The sequence below is a fragment of the Chryseobacterium subflavum genome, assembly GCF_055762745.1.
In genome coordinates, this window is the sequence record NZ_JBVTMR010000003.1 from 228,448 (window position 1) to 249,593 (window position 21,146).

General features: G+C 36.0%; 17 protein-coding genes. 6 read left to right on the top strand and 11 right to left on the bottom strand.

Annotated elements, in window-relative coordinates:
* The first annotated feature begins 4 nt into the window (after positions 1-4).
* Together AC0INN_RS14515 and AC0INN_RS14520 are read left to right on the top strand one after the other, a co-directional pair.
* The gene (locus AC0INN_RS14515) at positions 5-1,234 is read left to right on the top strand and encodes an ABC transporter permease (protein ID WP_172279632.1); all 1,230 of its coding nucleotides are present in this window, start codon (positions 5-7) and stop codon (positions 1,232-1,234) included.
* Positions 1,235-1,358: 124 nt separating this feature from the next.
* The gene (locus AC0INN_RS14520) at positions 1,359-2,342 is read left to right on the top strand and encodes a PLP-dependent cysteine synthase family protein (RefSeq protein ID WP_172279634.1); all 984 of its coding nucleotides are present in this window, start codon (positions 1,359-1,361) and stop codon (positions 2,340-2,342) included.
* 39 nt (positions 2,343-2,381) lie between these two features.
* Here AC0INN_RS14520 and AC0INN_RS14525 read toward each other — a convergent pair whose 3' ends face one another.
* The 3 genes from AC0INN_RS14525 to AC0INN_RS14535 are packed head-to-tail and all read right to left on the bottom strand — an operon-like array spanning position 2,382 to position 4,168.
* A complete protein-coding gene (locus tag AC0INN_RS14525; protein ID WP_273648715.1) occupies positions 2,382-2,906 on the bottom strand; it encodes a hypothetical protein in 525 nt (174 codons plus the stop codon).
* Positions 2,907-2,947: 41 nt separating this feature from the next.
* Positions 2,948-3,250 carry a chaperone modulator CbpM gene (locus AC0INN_RS14530; protein WP_273648717.1) on the bottom strand — a complete coding sequence of 101 codons (303 nt, stop codon included), beginning with the start codon at positions 3,248-3,250 and terminating at the stop codon, positions 2,948-2,950.
* A gap of 3 nt (positions 3,251-3,253) precedes the next feature.
* Entirely contained in the window at positions 3,254-4,168 is a 915-nt protein-coding gene (locus AC0INN_RS14535; RefSeq protein WP_273648719.1) for a J domain-containing protein, read from the bottom strand.
* Positions 4,169-4,262: 94 nt separating this feature from the next.
* Between AC0INN_RS14535 and AC0INN_RS14540 the strand changes: the two genes are divergently transcribed.
* On the top strand, positions 4,263-5,468 hold the full coding sequence (locus AC0INN_RS14540) for a dicarboxylate/amino acid:cation symporter (RefSeq protein WP_273648720.1): 1,206 nt from the start codon (positions 4,263-4,265) through the stop codon (positions 5,466-5,468).
* Between the two features lie 77 nt (positions 5,469-5,545).
* Here AC0INN_RS14540 and AC0INN_RS14545 read toward each other — a convergent pair whose 3' ends face one another.
* Complete coding sequence (locus tag AC0INN_RS14545; RefSeq protein ID WP_273648722.1) at positions 5,546-5,929, bottom strand: DUF779 domain-containing protein; 384 nt, start codon at positions 5,927-5,929, stop codon at positions 5,546-5,548.
* 291 nt (positions 5,930-6,220) lie between these two features.
* The gene (locus AC0INN_RS14550; protein ID WP_273648724.1) at positions 6,221-7,750 is read right to left on the bottom strand and encodes an aldehyde dehydrogenase family protein; all 1,530 of its coding nucleotides are present in this window, start codon (positions 7,748-7,750) and stop codon (positions 6,221-6,223) included.
* Positions 7,751-7,927: 177 nt separating this feature from the next.
* On the opposite strand from AC0INN_RS14550, the gene AC0INN_RS14555 reads away from it, so the two are divergent.
* Complete coding sequence (locus AC0INN_RS14555) at positions 7,928-8,851, top strand: AraC family transcriptional regulator (protein WP_273648725.1); 924 nt, start codon at positions 7,928-7,930, stop codon at positions 8,849-8,851.
* 27 nt (positions 8,852-8,878) lie between these two features.
* Positions 8,879-9,841, top strand: a complete 963-nt coding sequence (locus AC0INN_RS14560; RefSeq protein WP_273648726.1) for an alpha/beta hydrolase — start codon at positions 8,879-8,881, stop codon at positions 9,839-9,841.
* A gap of 108 nt (positions 9,842-9,949) precedes the next feature.
* On the opposite strand, the gene AC0INN_RS14565 is transcribed toward AC0INN_RS14560, so the two are convergent.
* From AC0INN_RS14565 to AC0INN_RS14575, 3 genes are all read right to left on the bottom strand, one after another.
* Positions 9,950-11,479 (bottom strand): RagB/SusD family nutrient uptake outer membrane protein, encoded by a 1,530-nt coding sequence (locus AC0INN_RS14565; RefSeq protein WP_273648728.1) that lies wholly within the window; start codon positions 11,477-11,479, stop codon positions 9,950-9,952.
* Between the two features lie 17 nt (positions 11,480-11,496).
* Positions 11,497-14,397, bottom strand: coding sequence for a SusC/RagA family TonB-linked outer membrane protein (locus AC0INN_RS14570; RefSeq protein WP_273648729.1), 2,901 nt, complete (start codon positions 14,395-14,397; stop codon positions 11,497-11,499).
* A 427-nt stretch (positions 14,398-14,824) separates the two neighbouring features.
* Complete coding sequence (locus AC0INN_RS14575; RefSeq protein ID WP_273648730.1) at positions 14,825-16,153, bottom strand: hydroxymethylglutaryl-CoA synthase family protein; 1,329 nt, start codon at positions 16,151-16,153, stop codon at positions 14,825-14,827.
* Positions 16,154-16,304: 151 nt separating this feature from the next.
* Between AC0INN_RS14575 and AC0INN_RS14580 the strand changes: the two genes are divergently transcribed.
* Complete coding sequence (locus AC0INN_RS14580; protein WP_306613818.1) at positions 16,305-16,970, top strand: class I SAM-dependent methyltransferase; 666 nt, start codon at positions 16,305-16,307, stop codon at positions 16,968-16,970.
* Positions 16,971-17,055: 85 nt separating this feature from the next.
* Here AC0INN_RS14580 and AC0INN_RS14585 read toward each other — a convergent pair whose 3' ends face one another.
* From AC0INN_RS14585 to AC0INN_RS14595, 3 genes are read right to left on the bottom strand one after another with little or no spacing between them, the layout of a single operon-like run.
* Positions 17,056-19,566 carry a M1 family metallopeptidase gene (locus AC0INN_RS14585; protein ID WP_273648733.1) on the bottom strand — a complete coding sequence of 837 codons (2,511 nt, stop codon included), beginning with the start codon at positions 19,564-19,566 and terminating at the stop codon, positions 17,056-17,058.
* Between the two features lie 2 nt (positions 19,567-19,568).
* Entirely contained in the window at positions 19,569-19,796 is a 228-nt protein-coding gene (locus AC0INN_RS14590; protein ID WP_172279749.1) for a hypothetical protein, read from the bottom strand.
* 4 nt (positions 19,797-19,800) lie between these two features.
* Positions 19,801-21,120 (bottom strand): serine hydrolase domain-containing protein, encoded by a 1,320-nt coding sequence (locus AC0INN_RS14595; RefSeq protein WP_306613821.1) that lies wholly within the window; start codon positions 21,118-21,120, stop codon positions 19,801-19,803.
* Between the last annotated feature and the right edge of the window lie 26 nt (positions 21,121-21,146).

Sequence of the window (21,146 nt, forward strand, 5' to 3'; positions counted from 1 at the left end):
AAGCTTGAACTTTCCTTTATATTTCTCTAGAAAAATAGCGTTTTCCAAAGATAACAAAAATAATCTTTCAAGGGTTATCATCTTCATAGGCAGGCTTTCTGTAGCTTTAGGAATCATTGTATCATTGATTACCGTATCTACAGGATTTGGCTCAAAAAAAGCTATTAAAGAAAGACTGGCAGATTTCAGCGGACATATTACCGTAAAGTCCACACGATCCAATTCTTCATACAATACTTCTGTGCTTGATAAGCAGGGATTAAATATTCAGAAAATAAAAGCACTTCCGGATGTTGAAAGTGTTCAGAAATATGCTATGGTTACAGGAATTATGCGGAATGAGCATAATTTTGCAGGCATTATTTTCAAAGGTGTAGGCAAGGACTTTGACAGTGCCCGTTTTAAAAAATTTCTCGTTGCCGGCACAACACCCAAAGTAACGGAGGTCGGCTATAACCATGGGGTAACTATTTCACAAAAGATCGCGAATGACCTTCATTTAAAAGTGAAAGACAGTATTGTTACCATATTTTCAAAGGCGGATCAGAAACCTATTTATCGAAAATTTGAAGTTGTGGGAATTTACCGAACGGACATTAAAATGATTGATGAACAATTTGTGATCGGTGGAATCAACCATGTGAGAAAAATTCAGGATATGAAACCGGATGACATTGGTGGTCTGGATATCTTCTTTAAAAATGTAAATGATATCGATAGTGATTTCCCGGAAATTGAAAAGCTTATCGGCTATAAAAATTACGCGGAAAAAGCAACAGAAAAATTCCCACAGATTACAGACTGGATCAGTATTTTTGACACCAATATTGCATTGATCATTATTATCATGCTTATTGTGGTAATCATTAATATCATCATGGTTCTTTTGATCCTTATTATTGAAAGGACGAATTCAATCGGTCTCTTAAAAACTTTAGGAGCTAGCAATTCCCAGATCAGGGCTACATTTATTAATTATACCTTAATAATAATGGTTCCGGGGCTTTTATACGGAAATATTATAGGCCTTGGTCTCTTACTTTTACAGAAGTTTTTTGGAATTATAAAGCTGAATCCTGAAAATTATTATGTAAGTACAGTTCCCGTAGACCTTAATCCTATTGCTATTATTTCAATCTCTGTAGGAATTTTAATTATATCGGCACTGGCATTGATCGTTCCAAGTTATCTGATCAGCAAGATTTCACCGGTTAAAGCGATCAAATACAATTAATTTCAGATTGTTTATTCTTCCCAATTGAGGTAATATACTTTATCTGTTAATAGTTCATTTTACATGTGGCCAAACTTCATAAATAATTTTAAAGCTGTATCTTTGCAAGGCTTATAAATTATGTATGAAATACGCAAAAAATATTCTTGAAACTATCGGAAATACTCCATTAGTAAAACTTAACAAAGTTTTGGGCGAGGATTTCCCTGCATTAGTTTTAGCCAAAGTAGAAACTTTCAACCCGGGAAATTCTGTAAAAGACAGAATGGCCGTTAAAATGATCGAAGATGCCGAAAAAGACGGCAGATTAAAACCGGGCGGAACAATCATTGAAGGAACTTCCGGAAATACAGGAATGGGATTAGCTCTTGCCGCTATCATCAAGGGGTACAAATGTATTTTTGTAACCAATTCCAAACAATCTAAAGAAAAATGTGATATTTTACGTGCTGTAGGAGCAGAAGTTATTGTTTGTCCTACAGATGTGAAGCCTACGGACCCTCGTTCTTATTATTCGGTTTCAAAAAGATTAGCCAAAGAAACTGAAAACGGATGGTATGTGAATCAATATGATAATTTATCCAACCGAGCAGCACATTATGAATCTACTGCTCCTGAAATATGGGAACAAACAGAAGGAAAACTTACTCATTTTGTAGTCGGAGCCGGAACAGGAGGCACCATTACAGGATGTGGAACGTTCTTCAAAGAAAAAAATGAAAATATAAAAGTAATTGGTGTTGATACTTATGGTTCTATTTTAAAAGAATTCCATGAGACCGGTGAACTTCACTATGATCACGCATATACTTACATTACTGAAGGAATCGGAGAAGATATTATTCCTGAAAACTATGATATGTCGGTTATCGATCATTTTGAAAAAGTAACGGATAAAGATGGTGCCATTTATGCAAGAAAGCTTGCAAAAGAAGAAGGAATTTTCTGTGGATATTCAGCAGGAAGTGCTATATCAGCATTGGTACAAATGAAAGATCAGTTTACCAAAGATGACGTGATTGTTGTTTTACTCCATGACCATGGTTCAAGATATGTAGGTAAAATCTACAATGATGAATGGATGAAGGAAATGGGCTGGCTAGACTAAAAAGCAAATAAAAAAATCAGAGCGATCTGCTCTGATTTTTTATTTAATATTTTTCTTTATTACCTGTTTCAATACGCTGTAATCCTGTTTACTCATTGACTTTTCAGGAAACATATAGTTGTATTTACCTTCCATCGAAATATAGTCTTCATGGGTTTCTGCAGTTACAAATTCACTCCACCTGCTGAGTTCATGCTGCTCATTAAGATTAACATTGAAAGTTTCATTATTGAATCTTATCTCATAAATACCGGCATTCTCAAGTGATTTAAGATATCTTTTGACCTGTTTTTTCCATCTGGACACCTTATTGATGCTTACCGAAAGATATACAGCACAAAGAAGAAAAACAAAACTTATAAAATATAGAATTCCAAAGCTTTCTTTACTTAAATTTTCTTTTAAGGAAAATGTAATCAGAAAAATCAGAGCGACAACAATAGTGATAATGGTTTTACTTCTGGTCTCCGATGAGAAAAACAAACTTCCCTGGTTTCCTTTAAAGTAGATCTCTTCAAAATCTTTTCTGTTTACATGTAGTCTGATCACTTTCTCGTCACCCATTGTATAAAAAATTTAATTTGTTTACAGATTGCAAAACTAAATTAAATATCCTCATATCGATCACTTATTGCAGAAAGTTTGGCCAGTAAGTCTCTATTTTTTTGTTTAAGATCAGTCATTTTCTGAAGCATATCATTAATAACTTCTAAACCGGGAAGGTTTATTTCCAGATCATAATGCCAATTCGTGAATCTTTCAAAAGCAGGTAAATCTTCATACATCAAATAGCGCACATCATTTTCAGTCTGTACCTCAAGTAAGCCGCAGTCTACCAGCTCATCAAAGAAAGCAATTTCTATATTATATATTTTTACGAGTTCTTCCCGTGATATTCTTTCTTCCATGATCTAAGAATTTTTAAGTTGTTCAAAAAGTTCTTTTTGTTTCTCAGTAAGGTTTGTTGGCAACTTCACTTCATATGTTACGAACAGGTCCCCAAATTGACCTTCTTTCTTATATACGGGAAACCCTTTTCCTTTCAACCTCACCGTTAATCCACTTTGAGTCTCAGGTTTAACCTTTAAATTAACGCTTCCGTCCAGGGTATTTACTTTTACATCACCACCCAAAACAGCTGTATAAAGATCAATAGTAACTTTCGTTTTAAGATCATCTCCTACCCTCTCAAAATCAGGATCAGGTGAGATATTAAATGTAATGTACAAATCTCCCGAAGGACCTCCATTGATACCGGGGTTTCCGTGACCTTTTAATTTGATCTGTTGACCATCATAAACTCCGGCGGGAATTGTAATCCGTACTTTTTTGCCATTAATCTCAAACGTTTGGGGATGTGTTTTGGCAGCATCTCTAAGATGTAAATTAAGCTCAGCCTGTACATCCTGTCCTTTAAATTTCCCGGAAGCACTACCTCGGGAGCTTCTTCCGAAACCTCCGCCTTGTCCAAACATACTCTGGAAAAAATCTGAAAAGTCCTCTCCTTCTCCAAAATCTGCACCGGAGAATCCACCACTGTAACCTTGCCCTTGATTTTGATATTGTCTTTGTTGCTGTTGAGCCTTTTCATATTCCTCACCATGTTTCCAGTTTTCTCCGTACTTATCATATTTGCTTCGGTTTTCCGGATTACTGAGAACCTCATTCGCTTCATTCAGTTCCTTGAATTTTCTCTCAGCCTCTTTGTCATCGGGATTAAGATCGGGATGTAATTTTCGAGCCAGCTTTCGGTATGCTTTTTTGATATCTTCCTGCGATGCTTTTTTATCTACCCCCAGAATTTTATAGTAATCTATATAAGCCATAGAAACGTTTATTTACTCAAATTTAAAAAATTTAACCCTGAAAATTATACAATAATATGTTAAAAATAAGCCTATCTTTGGTAAAAAGCAATACATGAAAGAAGTATTTAAAAACTACTCTGGAATTTTATTTTTACTCTTGGGAATCATAGTTGGAAGTATTATCGGGATCACTGCTCCCGATTTTGTAGGTTATATAAAACCGCTTGGAGACATTTTCCTTAATTTACTTTTTGTAAGCGTTGTTCCATTGGTATTTTTTGCTGTGTCTAATTCTATAGCATCTTTAGAGCAACAATCAAAATTTGGAAAGATCATTGCGATGATGTCGTTTACCTTTTTATTTTTTATATTAACAGCAGCTGTTTTTACCATTATTGCTGTTTATCTTTTTCCTATGTCTCCTATTTCAGGAAGTTCACAGATCATTTCTGAAGGTAATGACAATGAAACCTGGGGAAACAGGATTGTAAGCTTCTTTACAGTTGGTGAATTCACAGAGCTGTTTTCCAGAAAGAATATGCTCGCCCTGCTAATATTTGCTTTTTTAACAGGTTTTGCGGCAAGAAAAACGGGAGAAACCGGCCAGCCATTCAGACTTTTCCTTGCTTCAGGATACGAGGTCATGAAAGAGCTGCTTTTACTGGTTATGAAGCTTGCTCCGATCGGGCTCGGGGCTTATTTTGCCTATCAGGTTGCTACTGTGGGTCCACAGCTTTTTGGTTTTTACGGAAAGCCACTAGGTATCTACTACATAATGGGAACCATCTATTTCTTTTTATTTTTCACACTATATACCTTCATGGCCAACGGGCAAAAAGGAGTCAAGGATTTCTGGACAAATGCACCCTATCCTACGCTAACTGCTCTAAGTACCTGCAGTAGCTTTGCAACAATGCCTGCAAATTTGCAAGCAGCTTCGAAGATCGGAATACCAAGTTCTATTGCGAATCTCGTTATTCCGATTGGAACTACTTTACATAAAAACGGATCATCCATATCTTCAATCATCAAGATTTATGTCGCATTTCTAATTATCGGAAAAGATTTTTTTGAGCCTTCCAACCTGATTTTAGCTTTGGGAATTACAATATTTGTAAGTATTGTTGAGGGCGGAATACCTAATGGTGGTTATATCGGTGAGCTCCTGATGATTTCTGTATATAAATTACCTCATGAAGCGATTCCTGCCGTAATGATTATCGGAACATTGGTAGATCCATTAGCTACCGTTCTAAATGCCGTAGGAAATGTTGTGGCCGCCATGTTTGTAAGCAGGTTCATAAAGGTAGATGGTTGAGAAGCTACTATAATTTTTAAGAGGAATACTCAAAATTAGTTTCTATCACTCTCTCTGATTTTACAGATCAGCTAGAGTTATTCGCTGCGTTTTACCGGTTCCAAATTTTTGTATTCTTCAGGAGTAAAAAGCTTGTAATGTACTTTAAATGTTTTTCCTAAAGGTGTTTCCAGAGAAAAACCACCTGGTCCGAAACCATCTACAACATCTAATGTAAAGTGAGAATATTTCCAATACTCAAACAAATCGCGATCGATCCAAAATTCATGTCTGTTGACTGTACCTATCATAGCATCATTCATTCTTGGAAAAAACCCTCCTTTTTCAAAACATTGAGGCTGAGTACCTTCACAACAACCGCCTGCCTGATAAAACATCAGGTCTCCATATTTTTCTTCTAGCTGCCAGATAACTTCAAGCGCTTTTTCCGTAGCAGATAACCTGGATATTTTGGGTTCCATTTCTGTAGGTTTAAGTTGATTTTTATACTGCAATAAACTACCAATTTTTCATGTAAGATTGTTAGTAAAGATCATCATTTACTCTTAGAATTATTCAAAAAACCTGACAAAAATGTCAGGTTACCTAAACTTAAGTATTAATCATAGGATGGCGAAAAAATTCTCCCTCATAAGTTTATTAATAATGAGCCTTATGGAACGGATACGAAACATGATAGTATCAGATTAGGCCGGCCGTTTTGCTCCGCTTAAATAACGGAACAAACGGACATGCCCTGATGTTAAAAAAAATTAAAAGAACCCTAATTTGTTTTTGTTGTAAGAGATCAACATATTTTTAGTCTGACGATAATGGTCCAGCATCATTTTATGATTCTCCCTTCCAATTCCGGATTGTTTGTATCCTCCAAAAGGTGCTCCTGCAGGATAAGAATGATACTGATTGACCCATACTCTTCCTGCCTGGATCTTACGGGGCACATTATACAATTGATGTGCATCTCTTGTCCATACTCCTGCACCAAGACCATAAATCGTATCATTAGCAATCTTTATTGCTTCTTCCTCATCTTTAAAAGTGGTAAAAGCTAAAACAGGCCCGAAAATTTCTTCCTGGAAAATCCTCATTCTATTATTACCTTTAAAAATTGTGGGTTGAATGTAGTATCCATCTTCTAAACCTTCCCCGACATTATTTACATCACCACCCACAAGAACTTCAGCACCTTCTTCTTTCCCTAATTTGATATAGGACAATATTTTATCTTTCTGAATCTGGGAAGCCTGGGCACCCATCATTACGGTTTTATCTAAAGGATTTCCAACTTTAATCGCTTTTACCCGTTCAATTACTTTTGCTATAAAAGCATCAGCAATATCTTCCTGAACCAGTAACCTTGAAGGACAAGTACAAATCTCTCCCTGATTAAGAGCAAAAAGAACGGCACCTTCAATAGCTTTATCCAAAAACTCATCATCCGCATCCATTACAGAGCTGAAGAAAACATTCGGAGATTTGCCTCCAAGTTCCAGTGTGACAGGAATAATATTTTCAGTTGCATACTGCATCACCAAACGTCCTGTAGCTGTAGAACCTGTGAAAGCTGCCTTTGAGACTTTAGGATTGGTTACCAAAGCCCGGCCAAGCTCTGCCCCGAAACCGTTTACGATATTTACTACTCCGTCAGGTAGCAAATCACCGATTATTTCCATTAAAACCATGATAGAAACAGGAGTACTTTCTGCCGGTTTTAATACTACGCAATTTCCAGCTGCCAATGCAGGGGCCAATTTCCAGATAGCCATTAATAAAGGAAAGTTCCATGGAATGATTTGTGCGATAACTCCCAGGGGTTCATGTACGATAAGAGAAACGGTATCTTTATCCAATTCATTGTGAGAGCCTTCTTCTGCACGGACTACAGAAGCGAAGTACCTGAAATGATCTACTGCTAAAGGTAAATCTGCAGCAAGGGTTTCCCTCACAGCTTTACCGTTGTCGATAGTTTCTACTGTTGCCAGGTATTCAAGGTTCTGCTCTATTCTGTCTGCAATCTTATTTAAAATAATACTTCGTTCCGTTGAAGAAGTATCCTTCCAGGTTTGAAATGCCTTGTGAGCCGCGTCTACCGCTAATTCTAAATCTTCCTTGGAGGAATGAGCCGCTTGGGTAAAGTTTTTTCCGTTAACTGGAGAAACTACATCAAAATATTGTCCGTTCACCGGAGCTGTAAACTGACCATTAATATAATTATCATATTTACTTTTGAAATCAGGCCACTGTAAAACAGTTTCTGATTTTTGTTCTGTTATTGTGCTCATATCGTATTGTTTTTAATTTCTGTTAAGCCAAATTACATTTCCCCACTAAGAACAGATAGCATAATCCTACAAAAAAACTTCAAAATCGTATTCGCCAGGAATTTTATACTTTTTTAACAATACCTCGATTTTATATTTTCTTATATTTGATAGAATGGGTTTTAAAAATGTATAGAAATGAATGATAATAAGTTTTTATTAAATACTCCTGATCTGAAAAAAGAAAATCAGCTGATGAGCCTTGTTGAAAACCAAACGAAATTCAATCTCAACAATTGTGAGTTCAGTATCTATGAAACCCATGAAACTGCTTTTGGTGTAAAACTTCATTTTGATACCATTGCATTTACCGCTATGCTGAGAGGAAAAAAGCATATGAAACTGGAAAATAAAACAGGATATTTTGATTATTTTCCAGGAGAGAGCATACTGGTAGCACCAGGAGAAACAATGATTATTGATTTTCCTGAAGCTGATGAAACTCCATCACAATGTATTTCATTAAGTCTTAATCCTGATTTTATAGAAGATTCGCTTAACCATTTAAATTACACATTACCAAAGGTGGATGAAACTTCTCAATGGAATATTCAGCTGGATGAGTATTTTCTATTCAATAATAAATCTCTGGCTTCCGCTACCAACAATATCATGAGGATCGCTATGGATGATAATTCTCAAAAAGACATCATGGCTGATTTTGCCCTGAAGGAACTTTTGATAAGATTGATGCAGACCCAGGCCAGAGGTATGGTAGAGAAGAATATTGCAAAAAATAAATCGAGAATAGGTTTTGCCGTCGATTATATCAAAAAAAATCTTCATCAGAAACTTTCCATTGACAGCATTGCTAAACTTGCTTATGTCAGCAAATCAAATTTCTTTAAAATGTTTAAAGATGAACTAGGTACTTCACCCAATGATTTCATTTTACAAGAGCGAATCAACCGGGCTAAAGAATTATTGGCTACTCAGAATAGCATTAAAGAAACCGCTTATCAAACAGGTTTTTCAGATACAAATTATTTTACAAGAGTATTCAAACAACTTGTGGGAGTAACACCAAAGACTTATCAGAATAAGGTTATATACTTTGAATAAAAATCTTATTTCTTTTAGAAATATGACATGAAACGACTATTCGCCTTCGCGACCATATTACTTTTCTCAAGTAGTAAATACAATTCCCAAACTTCTACAAACAAGTTTGAGATTTCATCCGATCTGGAGCAAATTTCCTTATGGGCAAAAAGCAATATGCCTGATCAACTAGGTAGTATAAACGCAGAAATGATAACTAATAAAGGGTCTGTCACTCATGTTTCTGATCCAAGGTTAATTATTCATCGACCTAAAAAACCAAATGGTATAGCCATTTTAGTCATTAGTGGTGGCGGATATGCTCACATAGAATTAGGAAAAGAAAGTACACCAACTGCGAATTGGTTAGCATCAGAAGGAGTAACTGCCTTTGAACTTATTTATAGATTGCCACAAGAAGGTTGGAAGACGACCAATGTTCCTTTTGAAGATGCACAAAGAGCTATGCGAATAATCAGAAGTTCAGCCAAAAATTATGGTATAGATCCTCATAAAATTGGCATCTTAGGGTTCTCAGCCGGTGGACATTTAGCCGGAATGATTGCCACGCAACCTAATAAGATGTTTTATAAACCCGTCGACGATATAGATTCTCTATCTGCAAGACCCGATTTTGTAGGATTGATTTATCCGGTTATTTCAATGCTTCCCCCGAATAATAAAACCCATGCTTTTAAGAGTATTCTTGGGAAAAATCCATCAACTTCCGAGGAAATAGAATTCTCTGTGGAAAGGCAGGTGAATAGTCAAACACCACCAACTTTTTTAGCACAAGCAATTGATGATCCTATTTCTCCTGTGGAGAATAGTATATTAATGGATGATGCATTAAAGAAGGTGAATGTTCCTGTTGAAATGCATTTGTTTAAGAATGGAGGACATGGTTGGGGATTGGGAAAGAAAGGAAGTGAGGTTGCGGCGTGGCCGGGGATTTATAGGGAGTGGCTTTTGAAAGCAAATAAAAAGATTATGATATATAACAAATATTAAAAAAGAGATTCGATTTTTTATTTCGGAAGAATTAATAAATCCAAATATTTATAAAAAAAAGAGACTATCCAGAAGATAGTCTCTTTTTTTTACTTTTAAGTACCTTACTTACCACCCTGGATTTTGTTGGCTGGCAAGAAGCGGGTTAACACTAGTTGTCATAAGCGGTATGGGCCATAAAAACCTATAATCAGTATAAGCAATACCATTAATCAGATTTCCGGAATAAGGAATTCCTACAGTATAGCTTGTCGCTGCCGGGAATCCATTAGGCACTTTTGCCGGAATCCCTTGAGTAGGAGCAATATCATCATTAATTAACCGATGAATATCTCCCCAACGAACTCCTTCACAACTCAACTCGATTCTTCTTTCCATTAAAATCCCTTTTACCATCTTCTCTTTATCAGGAAACGAAGCAAGCGTATAGGCTTGTGTATCAGGATTTGCCAATGATCTATTTCGAACCTCATTAAGGAGTGTTAATGCATTGGATAAATTGTTCGTTCTGGCATAAGCTTCTGCAGCCGCCAATTTCATTTCAGAAAACCGGACAATCGGTGCCGCATCTGTATAATTAACAATATCCGTATATTTTCGGGTAAATCTGGCACCAGAAACGACAGCCGTAATATCCCTCCGTTTATCATTTCCCAGCCAAAGAGGATCATTCCATAAAATAGGACTGATCGCGATCAATGCTCTGTTATTAAACTGGGCTGCCAATGCTCCATTCACCCCTGGATTATTATTTGCGGTATTAATAATTGAAAAAATAGACTCTGTATTTGCCAGGTTATTATTGAATACTGCTGCAGGATTAGCTTCTAAAGTATACATAGAAGTAAGCTTATTATATTCTGCGATCACTCCATTCCAGTTTCTCATATTCAAATAGGCTCTTATTTTAATCGCAATAGCCGCCCCTTTCGTGATTTTGCCTATTCTATTAATTCCTTGTCTTTGAACATTGGTAGGAAGACTACTTTCTGCAAAATTCAGATCTGTCAACAATCGTTGATAATCCTCAGCGACAGTCTCTCGGCCCACCTGCATTGCTTGCTCAATGGTAGCTTCAGTATCAACTCCTAATGTCCTGTATGGCACCCCCATAGAAGCGCCATTATCCAAATGATAAGGTCTTGAAAAATGTTTTAAAAGCTCAAAATGAGCTAATGCTCTGAAAAATAAGACTTCTCCTTTGTATTCATTTCCCTGAGCTTGAGATATAACATTATTGCTAACCGCTCTGTCAATCCCCTCATTAACAAGATTAGCTCTATTAATCAATCGGTAAGCATCAACCCAATAATATACATTATTGGCAGTAGTCGCATCATAATTAGATTCATACGTTAATTGATAAAATGCCTGCGTATTGACTACATCTTCCCCTCTTGCCTCATTTTGTTGAAAGTAAGCCGCTCCAAAAACATACCCCCTTGGTGTACCGTTAAAATTTCCAATTTGTGCGGCATTGTACACTCCATTTACCGCTAGTTGAACCAATTCAGGAGAAGTAAATGCCAATCCAGGATTAGGGTTATTAAAGGAAGTTGTATCTAAAATATCTTGCTGACAAGAAGCCATAGCCAGTCCTGCTGAAGCTAATACTATATATTTTTTTAATGCATTCATTATGATTCTATTTAAAATTAAAGTGTAACATTTAGTCCTATTGAAAAAACTCTTTGTCTTGGAATTCCATTAAAATCGAGCCCGTTCACCTGCATTTCAGGATCTGGTCCTGAATATTTCGTAATAATAAATGCATTTTGTGCCTGAATATAAAGTCTCATTTTCTGAATGTTAATCTTGTTTAAAAACTCTCGCTCTAAACTGTATCCCAAAGTGAGATTATCAAACTTAATAAAATCTCCTTTCTCTATAAATCGGCTATTTGAAACTGCCGGGCCATTAACCCCTGGATCATTACCTGCCATCAATCTTGGAGTCCATCCATCTCCTGGATTTTCCGGACTTTGCCATCTTCCAAGTATTTCTGTAGAGTTGTTCACAAAGTTCTGGCTCAAGAGTTCTCTTCGGGTAATATTCATAATATAATTACCTCCGCTAAACCTTACCAATGTTCCCAAATCAAAATTGTGATATTTTACAGATATATTGAAAGCACCGAAATATTTTGGAATGGTATTTCCTAATAATTGATTTTCCGGAGCACTTCCCGCCTGAGAAACATCACCTGGGTTATTCGGGTTAAATGTATTATACCTTCTCGTATTTAAATTGTATTGTACCAAAGACCCGTCTAGTTTGTAATAAACAGGGTTTCCATTGGCAGAATTGGTACCCCAGTATTTTATACCATATAATTGATTCATAGAATATCCTTCTCTATGAACTCTGTAGAAGCGATCCACATTGCTCCAGTCAGCATTTCCCGGGAAGATATCTGCTCCTTTGTATAATGTTGAAATGGTATTATTAATCAATGAAAGATTAGCTCCTATATTGACTTCAAAATTTTCCCTCTTGATAGGGGTATAATTCACTGAAAACTCCCATCCTTTATTTTTTGCAACTCCAATGTTTGAACTGTATTGATTATCTGGAACCCCTAAAGATGGATCTACAGGAACCTGTTGGATCATTTCATCAATATTATTCACAAAATAATCTACCGTTACTTTCAGCTTATTTTTAAAAAAACTCAAATCCATCCCATAATCCATCTTCTCACTTCGTTCCCACCTTAAAGTATTAATTCCCATTTGAGAATATCCTAATCCATTAGCGTCCCCATACCTAGCTGGTCCATACAATGACATATAAGGATAGTTTCCAATATTACTATTTCCAACTCTACCATAAGATGCCCTTAGCTTTAATTCGTTAACGTACATTCTCGCTTTTTCGAAAAAGCTTTCATTACTAACATTCCATCCTAATGAAGCTCCGGGAAAGTACCCAACCCTTCCTCCTCTAGGAAGAGATGACAGCTCGTCTCTTCTTATAACTCCCTGAAAGAAATACCTTTTCCCAAAATCATAATTAAATCTTGCTAAATAGGATATTAAAGCAAACTCTGTCCTTCCCCCTCCAGAAAGAGGAGTTCCATAAGTTCCCGTCACTACATTGGTACTAAAATAAGAATCTCCTAAATCAGTTCCTCCTCCAAAAAACGTATTTTGATTTTCCTTTTGGTATTCGTTCACCAATGTAACCCCTACCTTATGATCTCCAAAGCTCTTGTTAAAGTTTAATATATTTTGGATATTATACCTTTCCAAGGTCGTATTGTTGTTTTGGATTCTTCCGTTACTCCCTCTTCCATCACCATGAAATGCATTCCAATACAATAAGCCTTCATTTTGAGAACGATCTATGCTCATCTGAAGCTTATAGGTTAGAAATGGTAAAATTTTCACTTCACCAAAAACATCTCCCAGTACTCTTAGCACTCTGGACTGTAATCTATTGGTATTCATTATATACACAATATTCGGAAGGTTATTGGCAACATATTCTGTATTTTCTCCTTTACCTGTAATAGTATTAGTCCCTACCACATCAATATTGTACCCGAATGGTCCTCCTTCTCTGTATATAGGAGTATTAGGCAATTGTCTTAAAGAATTAGCCATTGCACCAGAAAGGGAATTCACTCCAGAATTAAGAGCATCATATTCTGTTCGCGTTACTCCAATATTAGCTCCTACTTTCAACCAATCATTTACCTCCTGATTGATGTTAAAACGAGCTGTAAATCGCTCCATTCCATTGCTTAAAATGATTCCGTCTTGCTTTGTATAGCCTACAGATCCAAAATAAGAACCTTTGCCTAAGCCTCCCTGAAGAGAAATATTATGATCCGTTTGTGTTGCTGATCTCAATACAGCTCTTTGCCAGTCTGTATTGTATTGTGAACCAAAAGCCCAAGGTGATCTCCCCGCATTTGTCCTTTTCTCATTGGAGATTGTTAAAAATTCCGGTGTTTGAAGTAAATCAAATTGTTTTACGACTTGAGCAATTCCAGTATATGTATTGTAGTCTAGCTGAAATCTTCCCTTTTTTCCTTTTTTTGTAGTAATAATCATTACTCCGTTAGCAGCTCTAGAACCATAAATAGCTGCTGCAGCCCCATCTTTTAAAATCTCAATACTTTCTATATCTGCAGGGTTAATATCACCCAATGCATTACTTGGAGCATACCCTCCCGTATCTCCTGTAAAAATGGGCATTCCATCAACTACAACCAAAGGATAAGTTCCTGAGTTGAGAGAATTGATTCCCCGAATATTGATAGCAGGTGCTTGTCCTACCATCCCCGAGTTAGTGGTTACACTGACCCCTGCTGCCCTTCCGGCCAATTGAGACTCAAAACTGGCAGTAACTAAGCCCGCCATATCATCAGCTTTCACCTGAGATACTGCTGCCGTTACCTCACTCTTCTTTTGTGTTCCATATCCAACCATCACTACCTCTTCTATTTTTTGCTCTTTTGTGGCTGTATCTTTTAACACCTTTTGAGCATGTACAACTTGTCCCGTAAAAAATAAAACAGCAGTTGTTATCATGCATAATTTTACATTCATGTTCTTTTATTTAGTATTATGGCTGTAAATATGTTAATAAAAATTAACATTAACAAAATTAAAACACTGATAAACAGTGAATTACAAATAAAAAAAATCACTTTTGTCGCCAAAAAAAACTAATATTATAATCTTTAAACTCTTTATAAGCTTTATATTTTTTTTAACAAATTAATATTTAAGTAAAAAAAATAAACATCAATAAGACAAATAAAAACTTCACAACTATTAAGAAAGGAATCAAATAATATTAAATAAATAAACTTAAAATATTAAAATATTAAATAAAATAAAGACTACTTTAGGCATATTAAAGTAATTTAACACCTATAACACCCCTTCTTTTTCACCAATTTATGTACGTAACAAAAAAAACATCCCATAAAGAGATGTTTTTCATGAATTCGTTTTTTAATTTACTCCTATTTTATTTCTGATATGAATAGTATCTTGCTCCTTTTAGCAATGGATTTTCAAGCTCTACCGATTGCAATCCGAATCCTGCATAATTTTCATTAACAGATTGATCCAGTTGCTTTCTGTGTAATTTTTCATATGTTTCAAAATTAACAGGTGTTCTTTTCTTTAGGTTGTCAAATAAATTCCATTGAGAAACAACAGTCTTCCAGTTTCCGGAAATCTTAGCGGCAAATACCTTGGATTTCGACCCACTTCCATAGCCTAAAAATCCTATTTCCTTACCCTCTAATTCTTCATTTTCATTGTATGATATCTGTAATGCGGAAAGCAAAGCCATAAATATGGAAGCAGTATACATGTTTCCTATTTCAGAGGATGCCCTTTGGGTTCTTTCTATTTTATTATTGATAAATTGCAGATATCCTTTAGATTTAGCCACTGTTTTTTGTTCTTCAGGGGTTTCGTAGCTCAATCCATTTTCCAGGCTATAAATCTCTGTGAATACCCTCTTTCCATGGAAGGCATAAGGCAGGTGGAAAATCAGATATCTCCAATCTTCATAAGGCTTATCCTTACCACTGATTTCTTTATAATGATGATAAGCTTCTCTGATTCGATCCTGATAACATTGGTTAGAATATTGTCCGTCAAAAACCGGCTCATCCGTAAAAACCTCTATCTTATCCGAAAAAGAGGCTGGAGCATCTTTCAGATCTTCTTTTTTGTAGTGACGTCGGGGTTTGAAAAAATCAAAAACACTCTCGGTTGCGACTCCCCATTGATTCTCAATCTCCAAAAGGTTAGGTTGGGAAGAGACCAATAGGGCTACAGCTCCTCCTCCTTGTGTATATTCACCCGATGAAGCCAGCTCGTATTTTGCGTAATCACTCGCTATGACAATTGCTTTTTTTTCAGGGTTTACCCTCACAAAATCCAGGGAATTGTGCAATGCATCGACAGCTCCTACACAAGCAAAGGTCATGTCCACAACATCACAATTTCTAAAGCATCGTTCTCCATATTTTTCTTCTAACACTTTTTCCACCATCTGCATAGCATAAGATGCTGTTGGTTTTGCGGCATCCAAAGCACTTTCAGTTCCAAGATAAATTCTTGCAATATCCTTAGGATTGATGTTATAGTCTTTTATCAGTTTAAGTAACGCTTCAGCAGCAAAAGTAGCTGCATCTTCATGGACATCAGGAAAGCCCATTTTATGTAAACCTAAGCCCTTTTCTAATTTTGCAGGATCAATTCCCCTTACCTCAGCTAAATCTTTAATTTCCAAATACAAAGAAGGCACATGATAGCTAGCTGCCTCTATTCCAAAAGTCATACAGTAAAATTATAAAAGGCAAATTTAGAAATTATTGATAACAACACCCCTAATTTTCAGATTAATATTATTACTTTGCATTCCGATGTACGCTATTGCAAAAAATATTGTAAAAAAAATACTGCCTCAAAAATTTCTTTTTGAAAACGAAATGTTTTTCAGAAAAGCTTTGTATCCCCTTTACAAGGGAAAGGATTATGAATGCAATATCTGCCGTTCCAGACTTAAAGAGTTTGTAAGATTAGAAAACGGAAATCTATTGTGCCCTGTTTGCGGAAGCTTACCAAGATCACGAAGGCTATATAAAATCCTGACTGAAAATTATCTGAAAGAAGGATTTACCGTTTTAGATTTTTCGCCTTCAAGAGCAATCTTCCGTGCTTTAAAACATAAAAAGCAAATCAAGTATTTTCCAACAGATTTTGAAAATGAATTTTTAGCAGATTATCATTTTGATATTACTAAAATTGATGTGGAAGCCGAAAAATTCGACCTTATTATATGCTATCACATTCTTGAGCATATCGAAAATGATGGTGCTGCAATGAAAGAATTACACAGGGTTTTAAAAACAGGTAAAACACTTTTAATTCAGACTCCGTTTAAAGAAGGTGACATCTACGAAAACCCTGAAGTTAAAACATCAGAAGAAAGACTTCAACACTTCGGCCAGAAAGACCATGTACGAATCTATTCCGTTAATGGATTGGTTCAGCGATTAAAAGATTCCGGATTTCAAACAGAGATAAAGACTTATGAAAAAGACACTTATTGGGGCTTTTCTGATCAGGAAACCATTATCTTCTGTACTAAATAGATAAAATTCGTGAAAACCAGGATATTTTTTCTGGTCCGGATAGAAAATATAAAAGGGCTGCTCATACTGAGCAGCCGTTATTTGATTATTTGTAATCCTCTATACTTTTATTCAAGGCATCGATTTGTTTATTAATGCTTGCAGCATTTTGTGGGTTTTGTTTTAAAAGTTCCATTTTTTTACTAAGACCATCTTTCAACATTTGAGAGATCATCATTTTAGCCTGAGGATTCTGAGCGACCTGGCCTTTTGCCTGCGCCAGCAACTTGGTAATGCTTTGTGTTGCCGCAATATTGTCGGAGGTCATGATCCAATTGAAACCTTCTTCTGCAGATTTTCCTAATTCAGGATTCTGGAATTTAATGAATGGATAAAATGCCGCAATAGGAGCTATATTGGCCATTTGTGAGGAAACCTTATTCTTTACGACAATGGGTAATAATTGTGCCAGAAGTTCATCAGAAGCTCCTTTTAAATCGATTTTATCCGCTAATGTACTGGCCTTGGAAGGATCAACAGTAAGTATAGCTGACAGGGAATTACCGCGTACAGAATTAGAAACAGCCCCCACTCCTTTTTCAAAGACCGGAAGATACTTTTTATCTTTTGTTTTTGCTAAAGCAGCAACCGCAGCACCCTGAACTAATGTTTTAGGGTCATTTGTTGCTAGTTTTTCAACGTCAGCAGCCAAAGCTTTTGCTTGCTCAGGGTTCGAAAGATCCATCAGTTCCAAGGCTTTCATTCTTACTCTGAAATAAGGGTCTTTCAAAGCAGCAGACAATAATTTTGTAGCTGCGGGATTTTTACCAACCTGATCTTTAATGGCTTTTAGCGCTGTATATCTGCTCTTAAACTCTTTGGACCCATTGAATTGCATCAGGTTCTGTTCAGGAGTTTTTGTTTCCGTAATTTCTGAAACTAATATTCCGTCAGCATTGATATTAACAAGATCCGGAGTTTTTGAAACATCAAAATTAAATGTATTCTTTGCTTCAGCATTTACCCACACATTATATCTTTTCGGTTTTCCGTTTTCATAAACATCTATTGCCAATGGAAACTGAAAAGGCTGTTCCTGGCTTTGACTGATCACCAAGCTGATCTGTTTTTTAACGGGTTCAAAAGTATAAGAATAACTCAATTTGGGATGCCCGCTTCCAAAATACCATTGATTGAAAAACCAATTCAGATCCTTTCCGGAAACCTTTTCAAAAGAAAGTCTTAGCTGATGAGCCTCTCCGTTTTTGTATTCATTCGTTTTCAGATAATCATTCATTCCGGCAAAGAATGCGTCGTCCCCAAGATAGTTCCTCAACATATGAAGGATGCCACCCCCTTTCTGATAAGTTACCAAATCAAAAACATCTTCACGGGAATCATAATTAAAACGAACCAGGTTTTTATTAAAATCAGCCGGATTATGAATGTACATATTCACATCGCTCATCTGATGATAGTCCGCCTGATCTTTACCATATTTATATTCGTTCCATAAGTACTCTGAATAATTGGCAAATGATTCATTTACGGTAAGATTACTCCAGCTTTCCGCAGTTACAAGATCCCCAAACCAGTGGTGGAATAATTCGTGAGCAATTGTATCTTCCCATTTATTTTCGTCAATTAATTGTCCCGGTTTCTGTAAAATATCACTTCCATGCAGTGTTGCTGTCGTATTTTCCATAGCCCCACTTACATAATCCCTTCCGGATATCTGTGCATATTTTGCCCAAGGATAATCGTAACCCATTTTCTTTGAGAAAAATTCGATCATTTCAGGAGTATTTCCATAGATCTGCTTTGCATAAGGTTCATATTCTTTTTCAATATAATAATCCACCGGAATATTCTTCCATTTATCTTTCACGATCGCATAATCCCCCACTCCCATAAAAAACAGATAAGTTGAATGTCTTTTATCCATGACCCAATGATCTGTTCTCAGTCCATTCGCTTCTTTCTGGGAATCCTTTAATAATCCATTAGAAAGAGTCACATATTTTTCAGGAACCGTCATATAAATTTCCTGCGTTGTCTTTTGATTCGGTTTATCAATGGTTGGAAACCAGGCGGAAGAAGATTCGGTTTCACCCTGTGTCCAGATTTGGGTTGGTTTATCCGGATCTTTCCCCTGAGCATTAATGAAATATAAACCTTTTGCATCATTGATGGCTGCACTTCCTTCTTGTTTTACTTCATTTGGACGGGAAGTGTATTTGATGTACACTGTGTAATCCTGATCTTTCTGATATGTTTTATCCAAAGTAATGGTTAACACATCATCTTTATATTCATACTTTAAAGGAGATTTCTTACCATTGTTATCTAAAGCGACTTCATGGATCAGCATACTTTTCGCATCAAGAACCAGCTGATTGGCGGAATAAAAATAAGGTGAAGCGGTAAGCCACTCCTCTCCGTTCATCTGTTCTTTCTGGTAGTCAAAATTGACTTTAAGTTTGGTATGCTTTAGTTCTGTTACTTTAGTGTGTGTGGCCCTGTAGACTTTTTCTCTACCTGAAGTTTCAGTTTGTGCTGATACGTTTGCAGAAAAGAAAATCGCTAGTACCGCAATCGATAAAATGGCTTTTTTCATTATTACTTAGAATTATTTTTAGTTAAAATCTCAAAAATGTCATTGACTAATGTTTCATAATCACCTTTTTTAAGTTGTTCCTTTGTTTTTGCAAAAGCTTTCTTCAACTCGCTTTCAGGGTTTTCTTCATCAATAATTTCAGCAGAATTCACTCCTTTTAATTGTAGAATGGCATTCCTTAGCATTTCGAGATCTGCTTTTTGATCCGTATTTATTTTTATATATTTCATTATATTATTCTTTAATAAATTTCACTTTATTACCTCCCTGCAAAATTAGAAGCTGCCTTTTTGTAACATCAAAATCAATAACAATTCCCGCAGCATCAAACTTAAAACTTGTTTGAGAAGTTGCTTCTAAAGGAAAAGCACCCTGTCCCGTTGCCTGGGCCATTAATACTTTTTCTTTAATGAAAATGGTAATTTTCATCGGCATTTGTGCCGTCGCGTATGTTCCGGTAAATTTTTGAAGCTCACTTTCCGGAAGATTCACTACATTAAAATTCGGAATTTCAAAGCTTTTTCCATAAGCTGCACTTAAAGCGGTGATCGAAATATTATTATTGTCAAAATTACTTTGATTACTGATCATAGCAAAAGTTTTCTCGCCATCAGGGAAGTAATACAATATAGAGCTAAAATGATCTATTCCTCCGTTATGCCCAAAACCTGTTTTTCCCATAAACGGAACTTCGGCCAGGCCAAAACCATAATGGTCTTTAAAATTACGCATTTTATCTAAACTTTCTCTGGAAATCAATTTTCCTGAAGCCAGTGCATTTATAAAAATAATCAATTCTGAAGGAGTAGAAACCAAATTTCCTGCGCCCAAGGGAACAGACATATCCGTTTCGGCACTTCTTACATAATTCCCATTTTCATAAGTGTACGAATGGGCCATGTTTTCTAAAGATTCTATCTTTCCTCCTGCTTTTGTATATTTTAGTTGTAAAGGTTTTGCTATAAACTCTTCAATAAGCTTTGCGTAAGATTTTTTATAAACTTTTTCCAGAATAAAACCCAGCAAAGAATAATTCGAGTTGCTGTAACTGAATTGAACACCAGGTTCAAAATCCGAGCCTGCCTTTTGAATAATATCGATAAGCTTTTCCTTGGAAACAGGTTGTAAATAGTAGGATGCATACAAGGCATCATCAGTGAAATTATGAATCCCGCTTCTATGATTTAAAAGATTTTCTACTTTGATCTTCTCAGCGTTCTTTATTTGAGGAAAGAATTGACTTAATGAAGTGTCCAGTGTTAGCTTTTTATCTTCTACCGCCTTCATGATCAAAACGGCTGTAAAAGTCTTTGTTATGGAACCGATCCTGTAAACCGTATTAAGATCTGCTTTTTTCCTAGCCTCAACATCAGAAAATCCAATCGCATTGGAATAAATTATTTTTCCGTGATCTGCAATGGCAAAACTTCCCATCACCTTGTGCTCGCTATCCAGAGCTTTAAAATAATTGTCCAGTTTTTCCTTATCAATATTCTGGGCAAAACTGAAACTGAAAACTCCGATGGAAACGCAAAGAAATATCTTTTTTAACATACTAATGACATTTCATTAATAGGTCA